Below are 4,154 nucleotides of genomic sequence, written 5' to 3' on the forward strand. Positions count from 1 at the left end.
TGCAGATTTCCGCACATTGATCGGGGCAACCAACCCTGCAAATGCAGAAGAGGGTACTATCCGGAAACTGTATGCAAAATCAATGGAGGCCAATGCGATCCACGGGTCAGACTCAGATGAGAATGCAGAGATTGAAGGTAGCTTCTTCTTTGATTCTTCCGAGCAGTTCTGATATAGGTTAGAGCATAAAAAAGCCGCTGTTACGAATGTAGCAGCGGCTTTTTTATGGATTTTTTTACAAAAACTTTCTAACTACTACACTGTCGATCACGTGGATCACGCCATTATCCGCATTCACATTCGGGATCACTACGTCGGATTTGTTGATCGAAACTATGCTGTCAACTCTGGTGATATTCACCTTTGCCTTACTCAAAGTAACCTGCTCGCCCACTTTCAGGTCAGATAATTTAGTTCTGTTTTTTAAGATATGATTTTGGAGGAAAAGCTTGGCAGAATCCTTTGGAAGCTGAGTAATTAGAGTTGCACTGATATTAGCCTTGCCAAACGCATTGTTATCAGGTGCAAAAACGGTCAGGTTTTCTGATCTCAGCGCATCGCTCATTCCCGCGTGGATCATGATATCCCTTAGTATACTGAACTGATCATTTTCGAGGATCACGTCCGTAATGGTTTTTGGTTTTACCTTGTCTTTTTCATCTTCTTTACACGAGAGAACGGTACTGGAAATTGATGTTGCAATCAAAAAAAATGCTGCCCAACGCCCTACAAAACGGTTTTTTTTCATAGCTTTCCAAATAGTTATTTTCCGTAAAACTAATGGAAAATGTATTTTAACAGTCTTTCACTCACATTTTTTTTAATCCTAATCCCAAGATCAATATGTTAAAAACAAGACAATTACTTCTCATTTGCTGCGCCATTATGTTCGTTAACTCGGCATTTTTAGTGTCTACAGAAACTGGCGGAGAATTTCTTAAAAAACCTGTCAAACTTTTCAATGGAAAGGACTTAACAGGCTGGAAAATAAATGGTACCGAGAAGTGGTACGTTGAAAAAGGCGAGCTCGTTTGCGAAAGCGGTCCAGATAAACAATATGGTTACCTAACTACCAACAAGTTTTACAAGAATTTTGACCTGTCGCTACAATTCAAGCAGGAAGCAAATGGGAACAGCGGCGTTTTCTTCCGCTCAACAGTAACCGGCACGAAGGTATCAGGCTGGCAGGTTGAAGTTGCTCCGCCAAATCATGATACAGGTGGAATCTACGAATCGTACGGTCGTAACTGGCTGGTTCAGATTCCGGATGAAAAAGAAGGATTCTTGAAAATGGGCGAATGGAATACACTCCGCATCCGCGCCAATGGAGACAAAGTACAAACCTGGCTGAATGGAAACGAAATGGTGAACTTTGAAGATGCCAAGATCGGTGCCGGCGACGGTTCTATCGCTTTGCAGATCCACGATGGCGGCGGCATTAAAGTGCGGTGGAAAAACATTATGCTTGAAGAACTGTAAGCTTATTCCTGTATCGGCGGGATTCATACCGGTAAGCTGGTAGTTCGTCGGATTTAACTTACCAAAAAGCTTCATGGAAAATAGATTTGTGTCAATTATTACGCAATCTGTTAGCCATGAAGCTTTTTTACTTATTACCATTCTTTGTTTCCACTTTTGCCTTTTTGTGTCAGAATGGATAGTCGCGATGTGAAACCGTTGCAAATGCAGGCTTCTTCCCTGGACGGACGGGATTTTAGTAACATGAACCTGGAAAATGCGGATTTCAGCTTTTCCAGTTTAACGGATACCAATTTCGACGGCGCCAATTTGCGCAATGCGAAGTTGCGTTTTTCTGCACTCGACCGTACTACTTTCCGGAATTCGGACTTGACCAATGCAGACCTGAGTTTTAGCAGTCTGCTGAATGTGGACCTGACAGGCGCGAAGGTAGAAGGCGCCAATTTCAGCTATACTTCCAATGAGCGTTCTTTCCGGTGGCAGGATATCAGTCTGGTCGGCATACTTCAAAATAAAGGTTGGATAGGTACTTGCGTCGCAGTGCTCCTGGGCGCATTGTTCCTGTACGGAATGAATGCGATTCTCTTTTTCTCAGCTGAGATCTTCTATGCAGAGGAACCTATCAGGGTCACATTATATCAATTCCTGGTCGTAAACGGAGTACTTTCCGGCATTCTGACCATCCTCTTTACGCAGGGTTTGACGCAGTTCATGGATGTTTTCCTGAAAAAGCTTTGGCTGAAACATCTGATACTCACATTTGTGATAGCTGTCACAAACATCCTTTTCGGTATTTTCTTCTTCACCTACTTCGGAACCGAAATTTTCATTGCTTACGGTAACCGCTATCCCGAGGAGGCTGCGCAGAATGCACCCTGGTACTGGTATATATGGGGGCCAATTTCGGTTGCCAATGCGTTTTACTATCTAAAAAGAGCCGGCCAGCAGCTTTCGCGAAAAATATCAGATCAGGAATATCAGCTTTTAAATCTTGAAAAACTGAAAACCCGCGCAGAGCTGGATGCATTGCAGGCACGCATTAATCCCCATTTCCTTTATAATTCACTCAATAGCATTGCCAGTCTGGTGCACGAAGATCCCGACAAAGCCGAAGAGATGACGCTGCTGCTGTCCAAACTTTTCAGGTATACTACTGGCAGGAAAACCAACGATTACTTTGACACCATTGAGAATGAATTGGAAATGGTAGAAACTTATCTGCAGGTAGAAAAGGTAAGGTTCGGCGACAGGCTGCATTTTAGTGTGGAAGTGAGAGAAAATGAGTTAAGCCAGCTGCAAATCCCCAAGTTTATTTTACAGCCTATTGTCGAGAACGCGATCAAGCATGGTGTTTCCCGAATGGCGGAGGCCGGGAATATTGTAGTAAAAATTTATGAAGAAAAAGACTGGTTGCATCTCTGTGTGCATGACAATGGACCTCCGTTTCCCGAAACAATGGGAGCAGGGTACGGGATCAAAAGTATCCAGGATAAGCTAAAATTGATCTACGGGGAACAGGCCAGGATCGAACTTCACAATGAACCCGCCAAAACTGTAAATATCGGCATTCAAAGATCAGCAATCGGACAACATCAAAATCTTTACCATGCAGTTTCCTCTTAAAACCATTCTGATAGACGACGAGCCACTCGCATTGAGCCGCCTGAGAAGATTGCTAGAAAAGCATTCGGGCAGCTTTGAAATTGTATCGGAGGCAAAAAACGGCGCAGAGGGATTGATCGAGATCAACAAACACGATCCGGATGTAATTTTCCTGGATATCGAAATGCCACTGCTGAATGGATTTGAAATGCTTTCAAAACTTTCAAAAATGCCGCTTGTGGTTTTTTCAACCGCTTACGACCAGTATGCAATCCGCGCATTTGAGGAAAACTCGGTTGATTATCTTTTGAAACCCGTCGAAAATGAGCGTTTACTTAAAACAATTGACAAGATCCGCAATATCACGAAGGCTGCTGACGCTGGGGCTGCAAATCCTTACTCTGAAAACCTGCTTCGGCTGCTTGAAGAAATGAAGCCGAAAAAGGAGATTTTTTCATTATCGGTTAAATCCGGCGACCGGATCTTGCTGGTACCGCTGACAGATATCACGCACTTTGAGGCAGAAGAAAAATATGTTTTCCTGAATACACTCGACGGACAGAAGTACCTTCTTAATTACACGCTCACTTCGCTGGAAGAAAAACTGCCGAAACATTATTTGCGTGTCAGCCGCGCCGCCATTGTTAATACCCACCACATCAAGGAAATCCAGAAGCATTTCAATGGAAAGTATGTGATGAACATGCGCGACCGTAAATCCTCACAGGTTACAAGTGGCAGTACTTACAACGACGCTATACGTCATCTTCTTGATAATTAACCGGCTCGGTTAGCTTAACTCCTTGTGAACGATTGATTTTGTAGAGGCAATACTTATTCCTAAATTGCGCCCCTGTTTACAATTCCATTAGAATTTTAGGAAGATAATCTCCTGTTCGTCAGTAGGTTTGTTGTGTTTCTTATAAGTTGAAATGCAATTTTTTTTCTGGATTTCGGCACATAATTAACTTGCTCAGCGTACAGGTCGGTATATAAGTGATTCCCGAACAGCCGAGGAGATTAGATTTTGTCCGGAATTGATAAGATCCTTTTAGTATTGTTCAATTGTTTTG

The 4,154-nt window shown here is 43.0% G+C and carries 5 protein-coding genes; 4 read left to right on the forward strand and 1 reads right to left on the reverse strand.

Translation table 11 applies throughout. The features are described from left to right. Positions 1 to 172: nucleoside-diphosphate kinase (locus ACTIE6_RS12445; RefSeq protein WP_439556950.1), on the forward strand; the 172-nt coding region annotated here is incomplete at its 5' end. A gap of 63 nt (positions 173 to 235) precedes the next feature. Here the strand turns inward: ACTIE6_RS12445 and ACTIE6_RS12450 are convergent. After that, positions 236 to 748, reverse strand: coding sequence for a fasciclin domain-containing protein (locus tag ACTIE6_RS12450; protein ID WP_439556947.1), 513 nt, complete (start codon positions 746 to 748; stop codon positions 236 to 238). Between the two features lie 137 nt (positions 749 to 885). Here ACTIE6_RS12450 and ACTIE6_RS12455 point away from each other — a divergent pair, with 137 nt between their 5' ends. From ACTIE6_RS12455 to ACTIE6_RS12465, 3 genes are all read left to right on the forward strand, one after another. Continuing rightward, positions 886 to 1,479 (forward strand): 3-keto-disaccharide hydrolase, encoded by a 594-nt coding sequence (locus ACTIE6_RS12455; protein WP_439556951.1) that lies wholly within the window; start codon positions 886 to 888, stop codon positions 1,477 to 1,479. Between the two features lie 174 nt (positions 1,480 to 1,653). Continuing rightward, on the forward strand, positions 1,654 to 3,102 hold the full coding sequence (locus tag ACTIE6_RS12460) for a histidine kinase (RefSeq protein WP_439556948.1): 1,449 nt from the start codon (positions 1,654 to 1,656) through the stop codon (positions 3,100 to 3,102). After that, positions 3,086 to 3,862, forward strand: coding sequence for a LytR/AlgR family response regulator transcription factor (locus tag ACTIE6_RS12465; protein ID WP_439556949.1), 777 nt, complete (start codon positions 3,086 to 3,088; stop codon positions 3,860 to 3,862). Before ACTIE6_RS12460 ends, ACTIE6_RS12465 begins: the two co-directional genes overlap by 17 nt. The last annotated feature ends 292 nt before the right edge of the window (positions 3,863 to 4,154 follow it).

It is taken from the genome of Dyadobacter sp. (assembly GCF_051859145.1).
In the GTDB taxonomy this organism is placed as follows: Bacteria; Bacteroidota; Bacteroidia; order Cytophagales; family Spirosomataceae; genus Dyadobacter.

Coding starts and splice junctions, on each gene's coding strand:
- ACTIE6_RS12450 (WP_439556947.1), bottom strand. CDS start 748: ATGAAAAAAAACCGTTTTGTAGGGCGTTGGGCAGCATTTTTTTTGATT.
- ACTIE6_RS12455 (WP_439556951.1), top strand. CDS start 886: ATGTTCGTTAACTCGGCATTTTTAGTGTCTACAGAAACTGGCGGAGAA.
- ACTIE6_RS12460 (WP_439556948.1), top strand. CDS start 1,654: ATGGATAGTCGCGATGTGAAACCGTTGCAAATGCAGGCTTCTTCCCTG.
- ACTIE6_RS12465 (WP_439556949.1), top strand. CDS start 3,086: ATGCAGTTTCCTCTTAAAACCATTCTGATAGACGACGAGCCACTCGCA.